This window comes from Cellulomonas endophytica (assembly GCF_004123805.1).
In the GTDB taxonomy this organism is placed as follows: Bacteria; Actinomycetota; Actinomycetes; order Actinomycetales; family Cellulomonadaceae; genus Cellulomonas; species Cellulomonas endophytica.
Map to the genome: position 1 here is coordinate 1 of NZ_RWJX01000041.1, position 19,957 is coordinate 19,957.

19 protein-coding genes and 1 pseudogene are annotated in these 19,957 nt (G+C 76.4%); 8 read left to right on the top strand and 12 right to left on the bottom strand.

Features of this window, described 5'->3' with window-relative positions; all coding sequences use genetic code 11:
* Positions 1-446: pseudogene (locus EJA20_RS19770) on the top strand (hypothetical protein); the annotation flags it as partial.
* Between the two features lie 127 nt (positions 447-573).
* Here the strand turns inward: EJA20_RS19770 and EJA20_RS12195 are convergent.
* Both EJA20_RS12195 and EJA20_RS12200 read right to left on the bottom strand, forming a co-directional pair.
* On the bottom strand, positions 574-1,857 hold the full coding sequence (locus tag EJA20_RS12195) for an adenylosuccinate synthase (RefSeq protein ID WP_129338424.1): 1,284 nt from the start codon (positions 1,855-1,857) through the stop codon (positions 574-576).
* 63 nt (positions 1,858-1,920) lie between these two features.
* A complete protein-coding gene (locus EJA20_RS12200; RefSeq protein WP_129338425.1) occupies positions 1,921-2,343 on the bottom strand; it encodes a DUF3151 domain-containing protein in 423 nt (140 codons plus the stop codon).
* Between the two features lie 107 nt (positions 2,344-2,450).
* On the opposite strand from EJA20_RS12200, the gene EJA20_RS12205 reads away from it, so the two are divergent.
* Positions 2,451-2,840, top strand: a complete 390-nt coding sequence (locus tag EJA20_RS12205; RefSeq protein ID WP_129338426.1) for an STAS domain-containing protein — start codon at positions 2,451-2,453, stop codon at positions 2,838-2,840.
* Between the two features lie 109 nt (positions 2,841-2,949).
* Complete coding sequence (locus EJA20_RS12210; protein ID WP_129338427.1) at positions 2,950-3,348, top strand: STAS domain-containing protein; 399 nt, start codon at positions 2,950-2,952, stop codon at positions 3,346-3,348.
* Positions 3,349-3,407: 59 nt separating this feature from the next.
* On the opposite strand, the gene fbaA is transcribed toward EJA20_RS12210, so the two are convergent.
* Complete coding sequence (fbaA, locus tag EJA20_RS12215; RefSeq protein ID WP_129338428.1) at positions 3,408-4,427, bottom strand: class II fructose-bisphosphate aldolase; 1,020 nt, start codon at positions 4,425-4,427, stop codon at positions 3,408-3,410.
* 112 nt (positions 4,428-4,539) lie between these two features.
* Entirely contained in the window at positions 4,540-5,217 is a 678-nt protein-coding gene (locus tag EJA20_RS12220; RefSeq protein WP_129338429.1) for a TrmH family RNA methyltransferase, read from the bottom strand.
* 129 nt (positions 5,218-5,346) lie between these two features.
* Between EJA20_RS12220 and EJA20_RS12225 the strand changes: the two genes are divergently transcribed.
* Positions 5,347-6,132 carry a VTT domain-containing protein gene (locus EJA20_RS12225; RefSeq protein ID WP_129338430.1) on the top strand — a complete coding sequence of 262 codons (786 nt, stop codon included), beginning with the start codon at positions 5,347-5,349 and terminating at the stop codon, positions 6,130-6,132.
* Complete coding sequence (locus tag EJA20_RS12230; protein WP_129338431.1) at positions 6,129-6,902, top strand: HAD-IIA family hydrolase; 774 nt, start codon at positions 6,129-6,131, stop codon at positions 6,900-6,902. The genes EJA20_RS12225 and EJA20_RS12230 overlap by 4 nt, the downstream gene beginning before the upstream one ends.
* Positions 6,903-6,916: 14 nt before the next feature.
* Here the strand turns inward: EJA20_RS12230 and pyrE are convergent, their stop codons facing one another.
* From pyrE to EJA20_RS12245, 3 genes are all read right to left on the bottom strand, one after another.
* Positions 6,917-7,492 (bottom strand): orotate phosphoribosyltransferase, encoded by a 576-nt coding sequence (pyrE, locus tag EJA20_RS12235; protein ID WP_129338432.1) that lies wholly within the window; start codon positions 7,490-7,492, stop codon positions 6,917-6,919.
* Between the two features lie 11 nt (positions 7,493-7,503).
* Positions 7,504-8,277 carry an SDR family NAD(P)-dependent oxidoreductase gene (locus EJA20_RS12240; protein ID WP_129338433.1) on the bottom strand — a complete coding sequence of 258 codons (774 nt, stop codon included), beginning with the start codon at positions 8,275-8,277 and terminating at the stop codon, positions 7,504-7,506.
* Between the two features lie 79 nt (positions 8,278-8,356).
* Positions 8,357-12,370, bottom strand: coding sequence for an Ig-like domain-containing protein (locus EJA20_RS12245; protein WP_129338434.1), 4,014 nt, complete (start codon positions 12,368-12,370; stop codon positions 8,357-8,359).
* Between the two features lie 111 nt (positions 12,371-12,481).
* Between EJA20_RS12245 and EJA20_RS12250 the strand changes: the two genes are divergently transcribed.
* From EJA20_RS12250 to EJA20_RS12260, 3 genes are all read left to right on the top strand, one after another.
* Positions 12,482-13,276, top strand: coding sequence for an exodeoxyribonuclease III (locus tag EJA20_RS12250; protein WP_129338435.1), 795 nt, complete (start codon positions 12,482-12,484; stop codon positions 13,274-13,276).
* A gap of 70 nt (positions 13,277-13,346) precedes the next feature.
* Positions 13,347-14,417, top strand: coding sequence for a DUF4190 domain-containing protein (locus EJA20_RS12255; RefSeq protein WP_129338436.1), 1,071 nt, complete (start codon positions 13,347-13,349; stop codon positions 14,415-14,417).
* Between the two features lie 140 nt (positions 14,418-14,557).
* Positions 14,558-14,947: a hypothetical protein gene (locus EJA20_RS12260; protein ID WP_129338437.1), complete on the top strand. Its 390-nt coding sequence runs from the start codon at positions 14,558-14,560 to the stop codon at positions 14,945-14,947.
* Here EJA20_RS12260 and EJA20_RS12265 read toward each other — a convergent pair.
* The 5 genes from EJA20_RS12265 to EJA20_RS12285 are packed head-to-tail and all read right to left on the bottom strand — an operon-like array spanning position 14,928 to position 19,881.
* On the bottom strand, positions 14,928-15,560 hold the full coding sequence (locus EJA20_RS12265; protein ID WP_129338438.1) for a TetR/AcrR family transcriptional regulator: 633 nt from the start codon (positions 15,558-15,560) through the stop codon (positions 14,928-14,930). The two genes, EJA20_RS12260 and EJA20_RS12265, sit on opposite strands and share 20 nt — an antisense overlap.
* Before the next feature lie 9 nt (positions 15,561-15,569).
* Positions 15,570-16,745: a Gfo/Idh/MocA family protein gene (locus tag EJA20_RS12270; RefSeq protein ID WP_164983961.1), complete on the bottom strand. Its 1,176-nt coding sequence runs from the start codon at positions 16,743-16,745 to the stop codon at positions 15,570-15,572.
* Complete coding sequence (locus EJA20_RS12275) at positions 16,742-17,590, bottom strand: DUF6807 domain-containing protein (RefSeq protein ID WP_164983962.1); 849 nt, start codon at positions 17,588-17,590, stop codon at positions 16,742-16,744. Before EJA20_RS12275 ends, EJA20_RS12270 begins: the two co-directional genes overlap by 4 nt.
* Positions 17,581-18,555 carry an acetylxylan esterase gene (locus EJA20_RS12280; protein ID WP_129338441.1) on the bottom strand — a complete coding sequence of 325 codons (975 nt, stop codon included), beginning with the start codon at positions 18,553-18,555 and terminating at the stop codon, positions 17,581-17,583. Before EJA20_RS12280 ends, EJA20_RS12275 begins: the two co-directional genes overlap by 10 nt.
* A 12-nt stretch (positions 18,556-18,567) precedes the next feature.
* Positions 18,568-19,881 carry an ABC transporter substrate-binding protein gene (locus EJA20_RS12285; RefSeq protein ID WP_164983963.1) on the bottom strand — a complete coding sequence of 438 codons (1,314 nt, stop codon included), beginning with the start codon at positions 19,879-19,881 and terminating at the stop codon, positions 18,568-18,570.
* Between the last annotated feature and the right edge of the window lie 76 nt (positions 19,882-19,957).

Sequence of the window (19,957 nt, forward strand, 5' to 3'; positions counted from 1 at the left end):
GCGGCGACGAACCGGCCCTGCTCCTGGAGACCGGCGACGTCCTGCCCGCCGCCACCGCCACCACTGCCCGCGCCACCGCCGGACCCGACGGCGGCCACGATGCCCGCACCCGCACCCGTACCGGCGACGACGGAGCCGGCGGCGCCACCGCCGGCGACGCGGGCGACCAGGGGGTCGACACCACCACGACCGCCCACCGCGTGACCACCACGACCCCCGGCGGGCTCACCGCCAGCTCCACCGCCCAGCCCGCCGTCGCACCGGCCCCGCCCGGCGGCCCACCGGGGGCAGGCACGTCACCGCCGGACCGACCGCTGCGGCGTCACCGTCGCGCGCGGCGGCGCCCCTGTCGGCGGGCCGTCCGCACGGTGCTGGTCCACGTCGCCGCGTCGTCTCCCGTCGAGCTCGCGCTCCTGCGCGCCGACCTCGACGCCACCGTCCGCTGACCCCGGGACGGCCGTCGGCGTGCGCCGAGGACGTGGCGAGGGGAACGGGCGTCAGGGCACCGCACCGCGCTGGACGACCGCCACGGTCGTCGTGCTGTCCGCCCCGGAGGTGCGGACCCTCACCGGGTCAGAGCAGCTCGTGACGGATGACGGTGGCCTCGCGACCCGGGCCGACACCGACGGAGGAGATCCGCGTCCCCGACATCGCCTCGAGCTCGAGCAGGTAGCGCTGGGCGGCCTTCGGCAGGTCGTCGAAGTCGCGGGCGCCGCTGATGTCCTCGGTCCAGCCGTCGAGCAGCTCGTACACGGGCGTGGCGTGGTGGAAGTCCGACTGGTCGTCGGGCATCTCGTCGACGCGGCGGCCGTCCACGTCGTACGCGACGGCCACGGGGATCCTGTCCCGCCCGGTGAGCACGTCCAGCTTCGTCACGACGAGGTCCGTCAGGCCGTTGATGCGGCTGGCGTAGCGGGCGACGACGGCGTCGTACCAGCCCGTGCGTCGGGGGCGGCCCGTCGTCGTGCCGAACTCGCCGCCCGTCTGCCGCAGCCACTCGCCGTCGGCGTCGGACAGCTCGGTCGGGTAGGGGCCCTCGCCGACGCGGGTCGTGTAGGCCTTGGCGACGCCGACGACGCGGTCGATGCGCGTCGGCCCGACGCCGGAGCCGGTGCAGGCGCCGCCGGCGGTGGCCGAGGAGGAGGTGACGAAGGGGTACGTGCCGTGGTCGACGTCGAGCATCGTCGCCTGGCCGGCCTCGAACACCACCGTGCGCCGCTCGTCGAGGGCGGCGTTGAGCACGAGCGGGGTGTCCGCGACGTGCGGCCGCAGCCGCTCGGCGAAGCGCAGGAGGTCCTCGACGGTCTCGTCCACCGTGATGGCCCGGCGGTTGTAGACCTTGAGCAGCAGGTGGTTCTTCTGGTCGAGGGCGCCCTCGACCTTCTGGCGCAGGATGTTCTCGTCGAACAGGTCCTGGATCCGCACGCCGACGCGGTTGATCTTGTCCGCGTACGCGGGCCCGATGCCGCGGCCGGTGGTGCCGATCCGGCGCTTGCCCAGGAACCGCTCCGTCACCTTGTCCAGCGTGCGGTGGTAGGGCGCGATGACGTGCGCCGCCGACGAGACGAGCAGGCGCGAGGTGTCGACGCCCCGCGCCTCGAGGGCGTCGACCTCAGAGAACAGCACCTCGAGGTCGATGACGACGCCGTTGCCGATGACGGGCACCACGCCGGGCGAGAGGATGCCCGAGGGCAGCAGGTGCAGGGCGTACTTCTCGCCCTCGATGACCACGGTGTGCCCGGCGTTGTTGCCGCCGTTGAACTTCACGACGTAGTCGGTGCGGTCGCCGAGCTGGTCGGTCGCCTTGCCCTTGCCCTCGTCGCCCCACTGGGCGCCGAGCACCACGACGGCGGGCATGTCCTCACCACTTCCGGGTCTGCTGGGGGGTCCGGGCCTGCCTCGCACCCGCGCGCCGAGATGCTACCCGCGCAGGGCGCGGACCTCCTCGACCGAGGTCCCGGAGTCCTGGAGGAACTGGCGGCAGCGGGCCGCCTCGTCGGTCTCGCCGATGGCCTCGGCCGCCTCCGCGAGGGTCAGCAGGGCCCGCAGGAAGCCCTGGTTCGGCACGTGCGCGGCGGGGACCGGGCCCTGGCCGCGCCACCCCGCCCGACGCAGGGCGTCGAGGCCGCGGTGGTAGCCCGTCCGGGCGAAGGCGTAGGCCGTGACGGGGTCGTCGGCGAGCGCGCCCTCGGCCAGCACCGCCCAGGGCAGGCTGGCGGACGGGGCGGCGGTGGCGGCGGCGCGGGCGTCCCCGGTGCCGAGCGCGGCGCGGGCGTCGGAGTCCGGGCCGATCTCCGGCAGGAGGGTGGGCGCGGGGCCCCCGAGGAGGTTGTCGTGGCTCATGGGGCCGACGCTACTGGTGGGCCGGCGTGCAGGTCCGCCGCCCCGCTCGTACGATGGCGCCCGCCGACGGAGGGACCGTCTGCCGCCACACCCCCGGACGTGCGCCCTTGATGCAGATCTCGACCTCGCCGAGCACGGCGACGCTCACGATCACCGGTGACCTCGACCTCGCCCAGCGCGACGGCTTCCCCGAGGTCGTCTCCCGGCTGCAGGGCCTGGGGCGTCAGCTGCTCGTGGTCGACATGTGCGACGTGACGTTCCTGGACTCCACGGGGGCCGCGTTCCTCATCTCGCTCGCCGACGCCGGGCGCCGCCACGGGGCCGCCACGGTCCTGCGGGGCGCGGCGCAGCGGGACCTCTTCGTCCTGGAGATCTGCGGCGTGCTCGACATGTTCCGCCTCGACACGGAGCACCGGTGCCGTCCCGACGGCACCGGGGCGGCCGAGGACGGGGCCGGGGCCGCCGCGGCACGGGAGGACGCGCCCTCGCGCACCTGAGGACGCACCGCTGGACGGGCTCAGGCAACGGGTCCGGGTGTTGACCGGCACCACCACTCATCGCGTAGCGTGCCCGGCGGGGAACCTACGTCGACACGGAACGGACGTCATGTCAGACAGCAGCACGCCGGGCACCGGCGCTCACGAGGGCACGGACGTGCCCACGGGCGAGCCCGGGTCCGTGCACGTCATCACCGAGCAGGACCGCACCGTCGTCGTGCTCTCGGGGGAGATCGACGCCGACCTCAGCCCCGAGCTGGGCGAGGCCACGGCCGAGGCCGAGGAGCGCGGCCTGCCCGTCGAGGTCGACGCGCGCCACGTGACCTTCATGGACTCCTCGGGCGTGGCCTTCCTCGCCCGCCTGTCCATGCGCTCGCCGCACCGGGTGCGCCTCCTGCACGTGCCGCCGACCGTCCGCTTCCTGCTGGACGTGACGAAGATCGGCGAGCTCCTCGAGGTCGTCGAGGACGAGCCGTCGGGCGACGCCGAGAGCACCTCGGTCTCCTGAGACACCGGAAGGGGCCCCGGACCGTGAGGTCCGGGGCCCCTTCCTCGTCCTCGGGGCCGTCAGCCCTTCTGGCCCGCCGAGCGCAGCTGCTGGCACGCCTCGACCACGCGCCGGGCCATGCCGGCCTCGGCGAGCTTGCCCCAGGCGCGGGGGTCGTACGCCTTCTTGTTGCCGACCTCGCCGTCGATCTTCAGCACGCCGTCGTAGCTGGTGAACATGTGGCCGACGACGGGGCGCGTGAACGCGTACTGCGTGTCGGTGTCGATGTTCATCTTGATGACGCCGTTGTCGACGGCCTCGCCGATCTCCTCGGCGGTGGAGCCCGACCCGCCGTGGAACACGAGGTCGAACGGGTTCTCCTTGCCGATCTCCGCGCCGACCGACTTCTGGATCTCGGCGAGGATCGACGGGCGCAGCTTGACCGCGCCCGGCTTGTAGACGCCGTGCACGTTGCCGAACGTGAGGGCCGTCAGGTAGCGGCCCTTCTCGCCGGCGCCGAGGGCCTTGACCGTCGCCAGGCCGTCCTCGGCCGTCGTGTAGAGCTTGTCGTTGATGGCGGCCTCGTGGCCGTCCTCCTCGCCGCCGACGACGCCCACCTCGATCTCGAGGATGGTGCGGGCCGCCTGCGACAGCTCGAGCAGCTCCGCCGCGACGACGAGGTTCTCGTCCAGCGGGATGTCCGAGCCGTCGAACATGTGCGACTGGAAGGTCGGGTTCTCGCCGCGCTTGACCTGCTCGGCCTCGAGCGCCAGGAGCGGGCGGACCCACGAGTCCAGGTTCTTCTTGACGCAGTGGTCCGTGTGCAGCGCGATGGTGACGCCGTAGCTCTTCGCGACCTCGGTCGCGTAGGCGGCCAGGGCGAGGGAGCCCGAGACGCGGTCCTTGATCGTCGAGCCCGACGCGTACTCGGCGCCGCCGACGGAGACCTGGATGATCCCGTCGGACTCCGCCTCGGCGAAGCCCTGGATCGCGGCGGTGATCGTCTGCGACGAGGTGATGTTGACGGCCGGGTAGGCGAAGGAGCCGGCCTTCGCCCGGTCGATCATCGCGGCGTAGGACTCAGGGGTGGCGATGGGCATCGCGGTCTCTCCTGCGGGGTCGGTGAGGTGGTCGTCGCCGAGTCTGGCACGTCCGCGCCGCGGGCCGCCGGGACGTCCTGCCCACGGGGTCGCACCGGACCGCCGCGCGCCCCTACGACGGCGGCGGGCCGGCGTGCCGGACGACCCAGGCGTGCATCGCGATCGCGGCGGCCGCGCCGGCGTTGAGGGACCGCGTCGACCCGTACTGCGCGATGCGCAGGACCGCGTCCGCGCCGGCCACGGCCTCCGGGGAGAGCCCGACGGACTCCTGCCCCAGCAGCAGGACGCACGCCCGCGGGAGGGCGTACCCCTCCAGGGGCACGGACCCGGGCACGTTGTCGAGCCCGAGGACGGGCAGCCGGGCGCCGCCCTCGCCGGCCCCCGCCGCCCACGCGAGCAGGTCCGGCACGGACGCGTGGTGGTGCACGTGCACGTACCGGTCGGTCACCATCGCCCCGCGGCGGTTCCACCGCCGCCGCCCGACGACGTGCACCCCCGCGACGTTGACGGCGTTGGCGGTCCGCACGACGGACCCGATGTTGAGGTCGTGCTGCCAGTTCTCGATCGCCACGTGCAGCGGGTGGCGCCGGCGGTCGAGGTCGGCGACGACGGCCTCGACCGTCCAGTAGCGGTACCGGTCCACGACGTTGCGGCGGTCGCCGTGCTCGAGCAGCCCGGGGTCCAGGCGCGGGTCGTCGGGCCAGGCGGCGCGGCCCCCGGGCCAGGGCCCGACGCCGACGGACGCCGGCGGGTCGGCGTCGCCGCCGGGGGCGTCGGGGGCTGCGGGCACCGGGCCATCCTGCCCGTCACGCCCCCCCTCACGCCCCCGTCACGCCCCCGTCACCGTGCCCGGGTGACCTTCACGCGATCCCCGTCACCTCCCCACCCCCGCGGCACGCCGCGCCCGTACCCTGGCGGGATGCTGACCACCGCCGTGCTCACGACCGACGTGGCCGCCGCCCTCCCCGCGCTGGCCCCCGCCCTCGGGCCGGGGTTCCTCGACCCGGAGAACCTCATCCAGTCCTTCGGCACGGCCGCGATCATCGGGATCGTCGCGGTGGTGTTCATCGAGACGGGGCTGCTGTTCCCGTTCCTGCCCGGCGACTCCCTGCTGTTCACCGCGGGCGCGCTCGTGGCGCAGTCGCAGCTCGACTTCCCCATCGGGCTCCTGTGCCTGCTGCTCTTCGCCGCCGCGTTCGCGGGCGACCAGGTGGCGTACCTCATCGGCCGCACGCTCGGCCCGAAGGTCTTCGACCGGCCCGACTCGCGCTTCTTCAAGCGCGCCTACATCGACCAGACCTACGCCTACTTCGAGAAGTACGGCGGCCGGACGATCGTCGTCGCGCGGTTCGTGCCCTTCGTGCGCACGTACGCGCCCGTCGCGGCCGGCGTCGGCCGGATGCGCTACCGCTCCTTCGTCGGCTGGAACGCCCTCGGCGCGCTCCTGTGGGGCGTCGGCGTGACGCTCCTGGGCTTCGCGCTCGGGAACATCCCGTTCATCAAGGAGAACATCGAGGCGATGCTCGTCCTCGTCGTGGCGGCGTCCCTCGTCCCGATGGTCGTGGAGATCCTCCGCGCCCGCCGCGACCGCCGCCGCGAGGCCGGCGCGGCCGCCGCCGCGCTGGCCGAGGCCCCGACGAGCCTCGCCGCCGAGGCGGCGGAGGCGGCGGAGGCGGCCGAGGCCGTCACGGAGCCGCGCCCGTGACCCGGTCCATCACCGCCTGGCTGTCCGACATGGACGGCGTCCTCATGCACGAGGGCGTCGCGCTCCCGGGCGCCGCGGAGTTCATCGGCGCGCTGCGCGAGCGGGGCCGGCCGTTCCTCATCCTCACGAACAACTCGATCTTCACGCCGCGGGACCTGCGCGCCCGCCTCGCCGCCGCGGGGCTCGAGGTGCCGGAGGAGGCCCTGTGGACCTCCGCGCTCGCGACGGCCCGGTTCCTGCACGAGCAGGTGCCCAACGGCTCGGCGTACGTGGTCGGCGAGGCCGGCCTCACCACCGCGATGTACGACGTGGGCTACACGCTCACGGCGGCGCGGCCGGAGTTCGTCGTCCTCGGCGAGACCCGGACGTACTCCTTCGAGGCCATCACCCAGGCGATCCGCCTCATCCAGGGCGGCGCCCGCTTCATCGCGACGAACCCCGACGTCACGGGCCCGTCGGCCGACGGCGACCTGCCGGCGACGGGGGCCGTCGCGGCGATGATCACGGCGGCCACCGGGCGCACGCCGTACTTCGTCGGCAAGCCCAACCCCATGATGATCCGGTCGGCGCTCAACACGATCGACGTGCACTCGGAGACGACCGCCATGGTCGGCGACCGCATGGACACCGACGTGCTGGCCGGCCTCGAGGCGGGCCTGCAGACGTTCCTCGTGCTCACGGGCTCCACCCGCGCCGAGGACGTGCAGAACTACCCCATCCGCCCGACGGAGGTGGTCCCCTCCATCGCGGACCTCGTCGACCGGGTCTGACGCCGGCCCCGCGCTCAGGCCAGGCCGAGGTCGGCCAGGTCGTACAGGTGCAGGTAGGGCACCCCGAGCGCCTCGATCCTCTCGCGGGCGCCCGTCGCCCGGTCGACGACGACCGCCACCGCGCGGACGTCGGCCCCGGCCTCGCGCGCGGCCTCGACGGCGGCGATCGGCGAGGCGCCCGTCGTCGAGGTGTCCTCCAGCACGACGACCCGGCGGCCGGCGACGTCGGGGCCCTCGATCCGGCGCTGCATCCCGTGCGCCTTGGCCTCCTTGCGCACGACGAAGGCGTCGAGGTCCTGCCCGCGGGAGGCCGCCGCGTGCAGCAGCGCCGTCGCGACGGGGTCCGCGCCGAGCGTCAGGCCGCCGACCGCGTCGACCTCGGCTGTGCCGAGGCCGGCCTCCTCCAGGTGGTCCAGGAGCACGTGCCCGACGAGGGGCGCGGCGCGGTGGTGCAGCGTGACCCGCCGCAGGTCGACGTAGTAGTCCGCCTCACGGCCGGAGGACAGGGTCACCCGGCCGCGCACGACGGCGAGCTCGGTGATGAGCGCGCGCAGCTGCTCGCGGGGGGTGCGGGAGAAGGGGGTCGTCACGGGCAGCCAGGCTAGCGGGCGTCGGCGGGCGGCATCCGGCGCGCGCCGAGGGCCCGGACGGCGCCGCGCGGCAGCACCCGCAGCAGCCCGGCGGCGAGCGTGTAGCGCAGGCTCGGGGTCGACAGCACGACGCCCCGGCGCACGTCCGCGAGCGCCCGGGCGACCACGTCCTCCGCGTCGAGCCAGGCGGCCGAGGGGATGCGCCGCGCGTCCAGCCCGGCGCGCTCCTGGAACTCCGTGCGCGTGAAGCCCGGGCTCACGACGGTGGCGGTGACGCCCGTGCCGGCGAGCTCGACCGCGAGCCCCTCCGTGAACGTCCGGACCCACGCCTTGTGCGCGGCGTAGGTGCTGCCGGCGGTGAGGGCGGCCACGGAGCCCACGTTGAGGACGGCGCCCCGGCCCCGCGCCCGCATGGCACCGGCGGCGGCGTGCGAGAGCACGAGCACCGCCCGGACCATGACGTCGAAGGCCTCCTCCTCCCGCGCGAGGTCACCGGTCGTGAACCGCTGGCCCAGGCCGAAGCCCGCGTTGTTGACGAGGAGGCCGACGGGGCGCTCCGGCGAGCGCAGCCGGTCCGCCACCCGCTCCGTCGCGGCCCGGTCGGACAGGTCGGCGGCGAGCACCTCGACGTGGACCCCGGCCGCGGCCGACAGGGAGCGGGCCAGCCGCCGCAGCCGCTCCTCGTCGCGCGCGACGAGGACGAGGTCGTGGCGGGCGGTGGCGAGCTGCCAGGCGAACTCCAGGCCGAGGCCGGCGCTGGCGCCCGTCACGAGTGCGGTTCCCATGGGGGCCACCCTACGGACGCGACGGGCGGGGGACACGTGCGCGTCCCCCGCCCGTCGGTGCGCCGGTCCGGCGCCGGTCTCAGCCCTCCGTCGGCCGGCGGCGGTGCCGCAGCGCGACGAGGCCCCCGCCGACGAGCAGGAGTGCCATCGCCGCTCCGGCCGTGACGGCCGCCTCGGCACCGGTGGCGGCGAGCGGCGCCGTGGGCGGCGTGGGGGCCGCCACGACGGTCGGCGCGACGGCCGACACGCTGATCGTCGCCGTGGCCGGGTCGCTCACGACGCCGTCCGCGTCGGTGACGGCGTACACGACCTCGACGGTCCCCGTGGTGCCGGCCGCCGCCGTGAACGTCAGTGCGCCGGTGGTCGCGTCGAGGGCCGTGGCGCCCCGGTCGGCGGCCGGCGTCCCGACGAGGTCCCACGTGAACGGCCCGGTGCCCGTGGGGGCGGGCAGCGTCAGGGTGACGCTCTCGCCCTCGCGGACCTCGGCGCTCGCCGGGCCGGCCACCGGGGCCACCTCGAACACGAGCGGGGAGTCGGCGCTGGGCGTGCCGGAGCCGTCGAGCACGCGGTAGCGGAAGGCCGCCGTGCCCGACCAGCCCGCGGCCGGCACGAAGGTCACCTCGCCGGTGGCGGGGTCGAGGGTCAGGGAGCCCTGCTCGGGCGCGGGGCCCTCGACGACCTCGAAGGTGAACGGCCCGGAGCCGACCGGGGACGCCAGGGCGAGCGTGCGCGGCACGCCGGCGCGGGTGCGGGCGGGCGCCGCGGGCGTGCCCGTGGTGGTGCCGCCGCCCGTGGCCGGGAGCGGGGCGACGACGAAGGTCACCGCGGCCGGGTCGGACGCCGTGCCGTGCACGTCCACCGCCCGGTAGCGGACGTCGACGGGCCCGCTCGTGCCCGGCGCGGGCGTGAAGGTGAGGACGCCCGTCGTCGGGTCGATGGTGGCCGTGCCCACCGCGGGGTCGAGCCCGGGGACGAGCTCGAACGTGAAGGGGCCGCTGCCCGCGGGCTGCGGGGCCGGGCCCTGGACGGGCTGCCCGGGCACGCCCGGCTCGCCCGCGGTCGTCGGCGTGCCGGAGGCCGGCGCGGCGGGGTCGACGACGACGGTCAGCTCCGCCGGGTCGCTCGTCAGGCCGGCCGCGTCGGCGACGCGGAAGGCCACCAGGAGCGTGCCGGAGAAGGTCGACGCGGCGGCGACGCGCAGCGCCGCCGCCCCGGTCACGGGCTCGGCCGTGGCGGCGGCCGGCGGGGTCACCGACAGCACCTCCCAGACGAACGGCCCGTCACCCAGGGGCGCCGGCAGGACGACGTCCGCCGTGGTGCCCGAGCGCAGGGCGCCCGTGGCGTCGTCCGTGGCGGGGTGGACGTCGAGCGTCGCCGTGGCGGGCTCGCTCGTGCCGCCCGCGGCGTCCGTCACGGTCCAGCGCACCGTGACGGTGCCGCTCGTGCCCGGGGCGGGGGTGACGAGCAGGTCGTCGCCGTCGAGGGCCACGGTGGCGCGGTCGGCGGCCGGGACCTCGGTGAGCGTGGCGGTGAACGGCCCGGTGCCGACCGGGGCCGCGGGCGGGAGGCGGACCTGCGCCGGGGTGGCCGAGGCCGTCGTCGCGCCGGCCACGTCCGCCGCGACGGGCGTGACGGTCACGGTGAGGGTGCGGCTCGTCGCGACGCCGTCCGCGGTGCCGGTGACGAGGACCGCGAACGTGCCGCTGCGACCCTGCGGGTCGAAGGTGACGGCGCCGTCCGCCGCGACGGCGGCCGAGGTGCCGGCCGGCGGCGTGACCGAGAAGGACGTCGCGGGGGTGCCGACGAGGACCGCCGCGGGAGTCCTGACGGCGGTGTCCGCGGGCGTCTCCTGCGGGGCGTACGGCGACAGGTACGGGCGCACCGTCACGGTGGCGTGCAGCTCCGGCGAGACCGTCCCCGAGGCGTCGGTGACGGTGTACCGGACGTCGTGGACGCCGCTGCGGCCGGTGGCCGCCACGAGCGTGAGCTCGCCCGCCGACGTGAGGGTGGCCTGCGCGCCGTCGAGGGTCGCCCCGCCGACCAGCGCCCAGGTGAACGGCCCGGTGCCCGTGGGCGCCGGCAGCGTGTGGACGAGGGTCGCCCCGCCCGCGGCGTCGAGGTCGGTGGCGACGCTGTCGGCCCCCGCCTCCGGACGCACGGTGACGACGACCTCCTGCGGGTCGGTCAGGAGCCCGGAGCGGTCGGCGAGGCGGTAGGTGACGCGCTCCGTGCCGGAGAAGCCGGCGGCGGGCGCGAGACGGACCCCGACGGCGGTGCCGTCGGCGCGCGGGACGGAGGCCGCGCCGCCGTGGTCCGCGGTGACGGACGCGACGGTCCAGGGGCCGCTGCCCACGGGGGCGGGCAGGGTCACCGTGACGGGGTCGCCGGAGACGGTCTCCCCGGCGCCGTCGGCCGTGGTCGGGCGCACGACGAGGGTCGCCGTGGCGGTGTTGCTCGTGCCGCCCTCGTCGTCCGTGGCGCGGTAGCCGGCCTGGAGGACGCCCGAGGCGCCGGCCAGCGGCGTGAGGACGAGGTCGCCGCCGACGACGGACGCCGTGCCGACCGCCGCGTCGGGCGCGGTGACGACGGAGTAGACGAGGTCCGAGCCCGTGCCGTCGGCGGCCACGGTGGCGGGCACCGGCGTGCCGGTCGCGTCGACGGTGCCGGCGGAGACGGCGCGCACGACGGGGTTCCACCGCACGTCGGTGGACACCGTGTTGTCGGTGGCGAGCGTCGGGTCGTCCGAGGCGCTGGTGACCGTGGCCACGACCGCGGTGGTGCCGGACGTGCCCGCGGCGGTGCGGCTCACCGGGACCTGCACGCCCGGCAGCGTCGTGCCCGGGTCGACCCGGGTGCCCTGCGTGCGGGTGCAGCTGGCGGTCGTCGCCGTGCTCGCGGAGCAGTCCCAGCCGCCCGCGGCGACGGGCGTGCCGTACTCCACGCCCGCCGGGGCGGTCGAGGTGAGGGTCACGGCCTCGCCGGCGGGCACGGGGCCCGACGCCGGGTCGGTGCGCGGCGTCCACGTGAGCGTCGCGCTGTCGTCGGAGGCCACGGGGGTCGCGGCGGCCGCGAGGCGCAGGTCGGCGAGGATCGGCTGGACCGACTTCACGTCGAGGAAGTTGATCTCGTGGACGTCGTTCTGGCCGCCCGTGGAGGCGCCCCAGCCGAACTTGAACGTCGGCGTGGTGGCCAGCGCCGAGGGCTGCGGGACCGTCGTGACGAGGACGCCGCCGAGGTAGACCTTCACCGAGGGCGAGGGCTGGGACGGCGGGTCGATGACGATGCGCGTCGGGATGCCGGCCGGTCGCGTCGTGCTCGCGCCGCCGAAGAGGCTGCCGGCGCCGGCACCGACCGTCGAGACGGCGGGACCGAGGAGGCAGTACCCGGCGCGGCCGTCGCCGGGGCCGCGGACGGCGACCGTCGACTTGTGGTTCGTCGGGGAGCTGCCGCGGAAGGCGGTGCCGCAGGCGGGGTCGTTCGTCTCGACGGTGTAGTTGCCGAAGACGTCGAAGCCGATGCCGAGCAGTCCGTGCGCGACGCCGTTCACCGACGTCTGGTGGTGGTAGCCCAGGGAGCCGCCGTAGGCGCCGGCCTGCGTGAGGGAGTAGGCGCCGTCCGTGAGGAAGAACGAGATGCCGTCGGCCTGCGTGCCGCCGTACTGGTACTGCATGAAGGTGATGTCGAGGCCGGCCTTCGTCGGCAGGGCCTTGTCGTACAGCAGGAAGCCGTTGCTGTTGTTCGCCGCCGGGGTGATCCGCAGCGCGCCGGAGCCGTCCGCGTCGAGCGGCCCGCCGGGGCAGCCGGGCACGGGCACCTGGGACGTGCTGGTGCCCGCGGTGAGGCACGCCGCGCGGGGCGCGCCCATGCTCGTGCCGCCGACGCGGTAGCTCTGGGCGACCGTCGTGGCGTTGCGGAACCCGTCCTCCAGCAGGGCGGTGCCCGTGGTGGCCTGCGCGACGGGCGCGGCGACGAGGCCGAGCGCCCCGCCGACGAGGGCGAGGACGGTCGCGGCACCGGTGACGGAGCGGCGGCGGCGTCCCGGCAGGCGCGGGCCGCGCAGCCGGGCCTCGCGGGTGCGGACGTGCTGACCCATGCTGATCTCCGTTCGTCGCGGACCACCGGCAGGTCCGCCCGACGTCCCATCGGCCGGACGGGTGACGCCCTGAGGGGTGAGGTGTCGGCGGTGCGGGTTAGGTTGCCCGCCGTGCGGCTCGTCACCTGGAACGTCAACTCCGTCCGTGCCCGGCTGGAGCGCGTCGTCGCGTTCTGCGAGCGTGCGGCCCCGGACGTGCTCGCCCTGCAGGAGACGAAGTGCACGGCGGAGGCCTTCCCGCGCGAGCCCCTCGAGGCCCTGGGGTACGAGGTCGCGGCGGCCGGCCACAGCCAGTGGAACGGGGTCGCACTGCTCTCGCGCGTGGGGCTGGCCGACGTCGAGGAGGGCTTCCCGGGGCAGCCGGCGTGGGGCGACCCGCCCCGCACCGAGGCCCGCGCGCTGGGGGCCACCTGCGGCGGCGTCCGCGTCTGGAGCCTCTACGTCCCCAACGGCCGCACGCTCGACGACCCGCACCTGGCCTACAAGCTCGACTGGCTCGCGCGGCTGCGGGACGCCGCGGCGGCGTGGCGCACGGCGGACCCCGGTGCGGCGGTGGCGCTCGTCGGGGACTGGAACATCGCCCCGGCCGACGACGACGTCTGGGACCCCACCGCGTTCGTCGGGAGCACCCACGTGAGCCCCGCCGAGCGCGCGGCCTTCGCGGCGGTCGGCGACGCCGGCTACCGCGAGGTGACCCGGGAGCACCTGCCCGAGCCGCACACCTTCACGTACTGGGACTACCAGCGGCTGCGGTTCGCGCGGCGGGAGGGCATGCGCATCGACCTCGCCTACGCCTCCCGGGCGCTCGCCGACCGGGTCACCGGCGTGCGGGTCGACCGCGACGAGCGCAAGGGCAAGGGCGCCTCCGACCACGCGCCCGTCGTCCTGGACGTGGCGGACGCGTGAACCCCGGGCGGACGGGTGGACCCGTCGCCGCGACGACGACCACCCGCGCCGTGCGCGCTACCGTCGCGCCATGAGCACGGACGGACCGCCCGGCGGGCACAACCCCTTCGCACCGCCGGCCGGCGACCCCGCGGCGGCCCCGGTGGGCGCGCCCGTCGCCGGACCTGCGCCCGGGCCCGTGCCCGGGCCGCCGCCGGGCCCCTGGAGCGCGGGACCCGTCCCGCCGCCGCCGAGCGGGTACGAGGCCCGGCCGGTCCCGCCGGCCCCCGCCCACGGCGCAGCCCCGTACGGCCCACCCGCGTACGGGGCACCCGCGTACGGCGCACCGCCCGCCCCCGGCGGCTACCCGCCGCCCGGCCTCGGCGTCCCCGGGCCCGGGGGCTGGCCCGGTGCCCCCGGCCGGCCGGCCGGCAGCGACCCCCTCGCCGTCGCCTCGCTCGTCACGAGCCTCGCCGGGCTGCTCACGGCAGGCCTGAGCGCGCTCGTGGGCATCGGGCTCGGCATCGCCGCCCTCGTCCGCACCTCCCGGAGCGGGCGGCCGGGCCGCGGCCTCGCGGTCGCCGGCGTCGTGGTCGGCGTCCTCGTCGTCGCCGGGTGGGTGCTCGCCGGGCTCGCCGTCGCGGTCTTCGCGAGCGGGTCCTCCGCCGAGGCCGTCACGTCGGAGGGCCCGGTGGACGCCACCGACGGCCTCCTCGACGACGCCCCCCTCGACGACGGGTCCGTCGACGAGGACGTGCTCCCCGACTACACGCTGCGCGGCGACCTCGCGGCGGGCGACTGCCTCGCGGGCCTGAGCGAGTGGTACGACCTGCGCGACGTCGACGTGGCGGACTGCGCGCTGGTGCACGACGCCGAGGTGCTCGCGGCCCTGCCGATGGACGGCCCGGTGGAGCTCTCCTTCGACGTGTACGACGCGGAGTACGAGGCCCTCGTCGAGGCGTGCGACGCGCTGGCGTCCGACCTCGGCCTGGCCCGCGCGGTCGACGCCGACCTCGGCTGGAACGAGGTCTACTACCCGCACCCCGCCGACTGGGACGGCGGCGCCCGCACCTCGTACTGCGTCTTCACCTCCGTCGGCACCGACCTGACGGGGTCGGCCGTGGCCGGCGACCTCGTCGGCCCCGTGGGGTCGACGACCTGAGCGGCCTGCCGGAGACCGCGTACCCGGAGCCGCACCGCGCCCCCGGGTGGGACCCGCCGCGCCCGCCCCGGGCGGACCGGGACCGGCGCCGCACGCGGCGCGTCCTCCTCGCCGCCGCCGCCGGGGTCGCGGCGCTGGCCGTGGCCGGCGGCACCGCGGGCCTGCTCACCACCGCGGCACGCCGCGACCTGCCGGTGACGGTCACCGCGCCGCGCGACGCGCGCCCCGCGCAGCTCGTGGCCGGCCACTGCCTGGAGGCGCTGCCCCCGGACGGGACGGTGGAGCACGTCCGGCTGACGCCGTGCGAGGGGCCGCACGCGGCGCGGGTCGTCTCCGTCTACGCCTTCACCGACGGCTGGCCGGGCCAGGCCGCGGCGGACGCCGCCGTCGCGCGGTCGTGCGCCCTCTCCGACGCCGAGGTCGCCGCGGGGGCCCGTGCGGTCGCGTGGGCGCCGACGGAGCGGGGCTGGCGCCTCGGCGAGCGCACCGGGCTGTGCCTCGTGGCGGGCGTCAGGCCAGCGGGACCGTGAGCTCGGACTGCAGCTCGGCGCGCAGCCGCGCCACCATGTCGGTGCCGTCGCGGTCGTAGAGGAACTGCACCTGCAGGCCGTCCATGAGCGCGACGAGGCGGCGCGCGGCGTCCTCGGGGTCGACCTCCGCGCGCAGGCGGCCGTCCTCCGCCGCCTCGCGGTAGGCGGTCGCGGCGGCGGCGAGGACCGTGCCGTACCGCTGCCGGAACCACGCGTGCGCGGGGTGGTCGACGGCGGTGGCCTCGGCCGACAGCACGCAGAAGAGCTCGACGATCGCGGGCCGCCGGGTGTTGCGCTCGACGATGTCGACGATCCCGGCCAGCGCCGCGACACCGCGCCGCCCCTCGACGAAGGCGGCGGTGTCCTCCTCGTCGCGCTGCTCCAGCACGGCGAGCAGGAGGGCCTCCTTCGTGCCGAAGTGGTGCAGGAGGCCGGGGTGCGACAGCCCGGCGCGCGCCGCGACCTCCCGCAGCGAGGCGCTGCGGTAGCCGACCTCGCCGTACAGCTCCGCGGCCGCCGCGATGATCTGGCGGCGCCGGGCACGGCCCTTCGCGTAGCCGTCGGCCGTCACGCGACGGCGACGGACCGTCTCGACCGGGCCGGCGCTGGACATGCCTCGACCCTAACCCGGCGCCCCGCGCCCCCGGGGGCCGTCGGCGGCCCCGCCCGCCCAGGGCAGGCCCAGCTCGGCGAAGGTGCGACGCTCCGCGACCGCCCGCGCCACCGCGCCCTCGACGCCGACGAGGCGCACGCGCTCGCCGTCCCCGGTCCCGGTGCGCTCGAGGAAGCGGGCCGGGACGAGGGCGGGGTCCGGGGCGGCCAGCACCGCGTCGAGGACGCGCATGAAGGCCCCCGTGCGCTCGAGGGGCACCCGCAGCGGGCCTCCGGACGCGCGGGCGGCCAGCAGGTCCTCCAGCAGGTCCACCCGGTCGTGCCGCGTGACGAGCGGCGGGCGGCCGGCCCTCTCCTCCACCACCACGTCGAGGGTGTACCAGAGGGTGATCCGCCCGCGCGTGCCCTCCACGACGACCGCCGGCTCGCCCCGCTCCTGCGCGGCGAGCGTGACGGCGACGAGGACGTCCGTGCCGTCGCGCAGCGCCACCCGCGCCGCCGAGGTGTCGTCGCAGGCGATCCCGGGCTCGACGCGGTGCAGGTCCGTCGTGACGGCCGTGACGTCCTCGGACCGGTCGTGGCCCGCCAGTGCCAGCACCGTCGCCACGGCGTGGGCGAGCGGGTTCGTGAGCACCCCGTCCGCGACGGGCCGGCCGTCGAGGGACCGGTGCCCGGCCCAGCGGGCCCGGCGCCAGTAGGACCGGGGCCGCACCCACAGGCCCCACGCGGCGTACCCGGTGACCTCGCCGAGGCGGCCCGCCGCCACGCGCTCCCGCACGTACGGCACCGCCGCCGACCCGAGGCTCTGGAAGCCCACCTGGACGAGGCGCCCCGTGGCGGCGGCGAGCGCCACCATGCCGGCGTGCTGCTCCGTCGTCGCCGCGGGCGGCTTCTCCAGCAGCACGTCCGCCCCGGCGCGCATCGCCTCGGCCGCCAGGGCCGCGTGGGTGTCGATGGGGGTGCTCAGCACGACGACGTCCGGCACCTCCGCCTCCAGCAGCGCCGCGAGCGAGGCGTGCCGGCGCACGGCGTCGGGCACGCCCGTCACCGCGTCGACCCGTGGGTCCGCGAGCGCGACGAGGCGCTGCGTCCCCGCCGCCGTCGCCGCGAGCGCGCGGGCGACGTGGCTCGCGCCGTGGCCGAGGGCGCCGACGACGGCGACGCGGGGCGGCGCGGCGGCGCTCACGCGTCCGTCCCGAGCGCCTCGGCGAGGCCCGCCGCGTCGAGGGGCGCGCCGCCGGCGGGCCGGTCGAGGACGAGGGTGCGGGTGCGCAGGGCGAGGGCCTCCCCGGCCGCCAGCGGGCGCCGCCGCGCGACGGCCGGTGCCGGGCAGAAGTACGCGTGCGGCCCCGTGCGCACGAACCAGGGCAGGACGGCGTCGGGCCCGCCCGGCTGCAGGCTCAGCAGCGCGACCCCCGGCCCCTCGACGAGGAGCCACGGGGAGGTCGACCCGTGCGCCGCCGCCTCCCCCGCGCCGTCGGCGACCGCGACGCCGGTGGCCGCGAAGGGCGTGCGCCAGAGCAGGCCGCCGTAGAACGCGCCGGCGCGGCCGTTCGTCGCCGGGCTGCCGAGGGTGAGCGGCACCTGCGCCTCGAGGACGGACGCGTGGTCGAGCACCCACCCGCCGAGCGCCGCCCGGGCCCCCAGCGTGCGCACCTCGCGCACCTGCACCGTGCCGTCGGGGGCGGTCCAGACGACCTCGAGCCGCAGACTGCCCCCGTCGGGGTCCGCCCGGAGCGCGACGACGTCCTGCCGGCCGTGGTTGGCCAGCATCGTGGGGCCGACGTCCCGGACGTACGTGCGGCCGCCCCAGTAGGTGGTGCCCCCGACGTCGGGCAGCGCCAGGCCGATGCCGGCGTGGTGCGCGTGGTCCTGCGGCGCCACCTCCGTGACGGCGACGCCGCGCAGGGTCGTCACGGGGTGGAGCACGGGCCGGGGCGAGTGCTCGGGCGCCATGGCCCCCGGCCCGCGCAGGTGCGCGACGGCCGTGCCCCCGACCCGGAGCACGGCCGCCGGCGCCGTCAGGACCACCGCTTCGCGAGCCAGTCGTACTTGCGCACCTGGTGGTGCTCGTCGCCGCCGTCGTGCTGGTTGTACGGGTACACGGCGATCTCCCTGTCGGTGGAGCCCCACCGGTTGAACGCGGCGAAGACCGTCGACGGGGGGCAGGTGGCGTCCATGAGCCCGACGGAGAACAGGGTCGGCGCCGTGGCCCGGGGGGCGAGGACTGCGCCGTCCACGTAGGACAAAGTCCGCAGCGCCGCGTCCACGTGGTCCCGGTTGCGGCGCAGGTAGCGCACCACCTCCGCGTAGGGGTCGTTGTCGGTGACCCGGATCGCCCGCTCCATGTGGCACAGGAAGGGGACGTCGACGAGGGCGCCGGCCAGGTCGTCCCGCAGGGCGGCGACCGCGATCGCGATGCCGCCGCCCTGGCTCCCCCCGGCGACGACGACCCGGTCGGGGTCGACGAGGCCCGAGGCCAGCGCCGCGTCGACGGCCCGCACGGCGTCCGCGTACACCCGCCGGTAGAAGTACGTGGCGGGGTCGAGGATGCCGCGGGTCATGTGCCCCGGGGCGGCGATGAGGCCGGCCCCGGGGTCGTCGTCCGGGGTCGCACCGGTCCGCCCGCCCCAGCCCATGCCGCGGGTGTCCATCGTCAGCTGCGCGTACCCGGCCACCGCCCACGCCACGTGCTGGTGGGCCAGCCCGCGCCCGCCGCTGTACCCCACGTACTCCACGACCCCCGGGAGCGGGCCCGAGGTGCCGGCGGGCACGTGCAGCCACGCCTTCACCCGGGTGCCGCCGAAGCCGCTGAAGGTGACGTCGTAGGTCGTGACGAGGGCGAGGTGGTTGTCCACCGGCTCCATCACGAGGTCGAGCGGGTGGCTGCGCGTGAGGGCCAGGGTGTCCGACCAGAACGCGTCCAGGTCGGCCGGCTCGGCGAGCTCGGGCCGGTACTGCTCGAGCTCGCCGAGGGGGAGGTCGAACTGCGCCATGCCGCGGCCGTCCTAGCCGAGCTCGGTCTCGAGCTCGGAGACGAACTGCTCCCCGGCGTCGTCGGCGCTGAGGCGGCCGAAGGACACCTCGGTCCCGAGCCGGCCGATGATCTCCTGGGTGGCCGAGCCGCCGACGGGGGTCTGCACGTTCGGGGCGCCCTCCTGGGCGAGGATCGTGTCGAGGAAGTCGCTCTGCTCCTGCTCGACCGGGGTGAACTCCGGCTGGATCGCGGCGAGGACGTCCGGGTTGGCGGGGATCCCGAGGGTGAGCTTGTTCAGCGGCGCGGCCTCCTCGCTGTTGAGGAGCCAGTCGATGAGCATCGCCGCCTCCTCGGGGTGCTCGGAGGTCCCGGACGCCGAGTACAGCACCGTGGGCTGCGCCCACAGGCCGGGCTCGCCGCCGTCGTTCGGCACGTCGAGGATGACGAGCTCGTCGCCGGTGGACTCGGCGTAGATCGGCAGGAAGTTGATGGGCTCGAAGGACATGGCGACGTTGCCCGTGCCCATGAGGCGCGCCTCGAGCGCGAGGGCGTCCTGCTCGGCCGAGAGGGAGGCGTCGGGCGCCGCGCCGGACTCGATGAGGCGCGCGTTGAGGTCGAACATGAAGGACGCGTCGTCCGCGACGTCGCCGACGCCCCCGTCCTCGGTGTAGACGTTGTCGCCGTTCTGCCGCGCGATGGTGTTGAGCAGCTGCTCCGTGTTGTTCAGCGTGACGCCGTAGGTGCCGTCGGGCGCCGCGTCGGAGATCTGGGTCGCGATCTCGACGTAGTCCTCCCACGTCCAGGTCGTGTCGTCGGGCAGCGGGACGCCGGCCTCCTCGAACACGCGCGTGTTGGCGAGGATGCCGCGGCTGCCCAGGCCCGTCGGGACGCCGTAGACCTTGCCGCCGTAGGTCCCGCCGTCGAGCGAGCCCTCCGCGTAGTCGGACAGGTCGAGCTGCTCCTCGACGGTGGCGAGGTCGAGCAGCGCGCCGCGCTCCGCGTACTCGGCGATGACGTTGTAGGTGATCTGCAGGACGTCCGGGCCGTTGCCGCCCGCGACCTGCGTGGCCAGCTTGTCGTAGTACGCGGCGTACTCCGAGGGCTCCTGCACCACCGTGATGCCGGGGTGGGCCTCCTCGAAGAGGGTGATCTGCTCGTCCTTGATGGCGTCGAGCTGCTCGCTCCCCCACCAGGCGAACCGGAGCTCGACCGCCTCCGTGCCGGCGTCCCCGCCGTCGTCGGGACCGGCGTCGCCGGAACCGGCGTCGGACGAGCCCCCCGAGCAGGCGGCGAGCAGGACGAGGGAGGCGGCGGCGATCCCGACGACGGTGGTGCGACTGGACATGGCGGACATCCGATCTGGGTGTGGTGACCACGGCCCCCCGGGGAGGCCGTGCTGAGGCACGACGGGACCCGGGCCC